This is a genomic window from Eubacterium sp. AM46-8 (assembly GCF_003466705.1).
Classification (GTDB): Bacteria; Bacillota; Clostridia; order Lachnospirales; family Lachnospiraceae; genus Lachnospira.
In genome coordinates, this window is the sequence record NZ_QSEU01000030.1 from 1 (window position 1) to 2,319 (window position 2,319).

Below are 2,319 nucleotides of genomic sequence, written 5' to 3' on the forward strand. Positions count from 1 at the left end.
TAATAATATATATATAAAATGACGGATATTATATCAGAAAAATTATAATCTGAATAATACCCGTCAAAAATAATGACCTTGTAAAATGCTCATATATGCATTTTTATTATTAAGTTGTAGAAATATGTATCTGTATCGAAAAAAAGCTCAAATGGTCAAATTAGAGATTTTCTATTAAATCAACCAGTCTATTTTTCAATATTTCAACTCGAATTTTTAATTCAGCATCATTCCTGATAATAGCTTTGTTATTCTTAAGTACATCAAAATTATTTTCTAACAGATTAAGTGACTGCTCCAGTTTAGCAATGGAATTAATTCTTTTAAGTTCTGAATCAGATATAGATGTCTGTCGCTGCTCTTTTTCTTTCTGTTGCTGCTTCAGCTTTTCAACTTGTGCTTCCATCTTTGCTTTTTCCCGTTCAGCTTTCTCTTTTGCCTGCATAGCAAATTTAACCATGTCGTCTTTATTAGGTTCCTGATCAGTTGACGATTTATCACTATTCTGGAAGTTGTTAATCTTCTGTTCTAATAGTTCAATAGTATGCTGCTTATCTTCTATCTCTCTAGTTGCTGAATCAAGCTGTTTCTTATATTCTCGTGCTTCATCAGCTCTCTCTTCAGATAATTTCTTAATTGACTGAAATTCAGCATTTTCTATTGTTCCATTTTTCTGAATAATTGAAAGGATTGTCTTCTGTGCATCTTCATCGAGTTTACCGAATTTATCAGCCTGGTTAAGATCAATACCGTTAGAATTTAGAAGTTCTGACAATTCAGGAATCAATTTCTCCGCTGTAGTATATTTTCTTGCCTGACGTTCAGATATATTAAGCTGGTTGGCAATCTCTGCGTGAATATTCTTAATTTCACCATTGAGTTTTTTTGCTTCGTAAAGTTCAAGTAGACGACTTACTTCCCATCTCTTCACTTCCATGCTTGATTCTCTTACATCATGGTTGGCTGATATAAGCATAATCTCTTCATCTATTGCTGATATATCGGATTTTTCTATTTTACAAGGAATTCCTGCCGGAAAATTATTGCGGTATTCTTTATCTGTCATCTGACATATTGCATGATATCTACGCTCACCTGATATAAGGCGGTACAAATCTGTCTCTGCATCATATAATACTGAAAGATTATGTCGGAGGCCATTAACAAGAATACTTTCTTTGAGGGCTTCTATTCCATCCTGAGAATACTGCTCATTCTTAGGGTTAGGAATGATTTTATCTTTAGGAATGTATTTGAAATTGTACTGTGTCTTAGCCTGTATTTCTCTAAGCTTTTCGCCGCCGTCGTTATTAAGTACACCTGATTTGGTTGTTCCGGCACTAAAATTCTTCTTAGCCATTACTACTTCTCTCCTTTCAGATATCTGGCAAGTTTACGATAATGTGCTGTATCCATAAGTCCAAGATAATTAACAAGCTCAACGTAATCAAGGGCTGCCGGACACTTCTTATCATATGTTAATAGTGGTTCAAATGTTGTGTTTGATTCATTGACTGCAATACAGTTCCTGATTGATATAGGTAAGAATCTGTCACCGAACATATTTTCATAACTTTCGTACATTTGTCTGAAAAGTGTAGTTCTTCCTGCTACTCTTGTCATGAAGATTCCAGCAAATTCAATGCTTAAAGCGTATTTGTCATTAAGCTCTTCTATTGTATCAAAAAGTGACATAAGTCCGTCATATGAGAAGTTGTCCACGCATATAGGTGTTATTACCTTATCGCTGGCACACATTGCACATGATGTAAGATATGATTTGAATGGTGAGTTATCTATAATTATGTAATCAAATTCATCTTTAATAAGACCAAGATTATTGCGGAGATATAATTCAACATTAATCTCTTTCATCTTGTCATAGATTTTATAGATGAGGCTGTTAAGTTCTCTTGAAGCTGTGAGTATAGATATATTGTTATAGTCTGTTTCAGTAATGAAGTCTATTACTTCAGATTTATTATTTAATTTAGTACAAAACAAACGTTCATAATCTATATCAGGATTAGCTTCAGCCTGACCGTACATTTTCGTTGTATTCATCTGTGGATCGAGGTCAATAAGCAGTATCTTATACTCTGAAATTGCCAGAATCTGGGCAATCGTAATAGCAGAGGTTGACTTACCTACCCCACCCTTTTCGTTAATTAAACTAATTACTTCCGCCATGGTATTTCCTTTCTTATATTAATCTAATTTAATTATACATCATTTCATTTTCTTTTCAATTGATTTTTTATAAAAATATTTCTTGATTTAAATATTTTGCACTCAGTTCACTTTTTTGACAAGAAAAAC

Annotated in this window: 2 protein-coding genes; both read right to left on the reverse strand. The window is 33.0% G+C overall.

Features of this window, described 5'->3' with window-relative positions; all coding sequences use genetic code 11:
* Positions 1-160 precede the first annotated feature (160 nt).
* Entirely contained in the window at positions 161-1,360 is a 1,200-nt protein-coding gene (locus DW963_RS13050; RefSeq protein ID WP_117916353.1) for a ParB/RepB/Spo0J family partition protein, read from the reverse strand.
* A gap of 2 nt (positions 1,361-1,362) precedes the next feature.
* Positions 1,363-2,190, reverse strand: a complete 828-nt coding sequence (locus tag DW963_RS13055) for a ParA family protein (RefSeq protein WP_117916355.1) — start codon at positions 2,188-2,190, stop codon at positions 1,363-1,365.
* Between the last annotated feature and the right edge of the window lie 129 nt (positions 2,191-2,319).

Coding starts and splice junctions, on each gene's coding strand:
- DW963_RS13050 (WP_117916353.1), bottom strand. CDS start 1,360: ATGGCTAAGAAGAATTTTAGTGCCGGAACAACCAAATCAGGTGTACTT.
- DW963_RS13055 (WP_117916355.1), bottom strand. CDS start 2,190: ATGGCGGAAGTAATTAGTTTAATTAACGAAAAGGGTGGGGTAGGTAAG.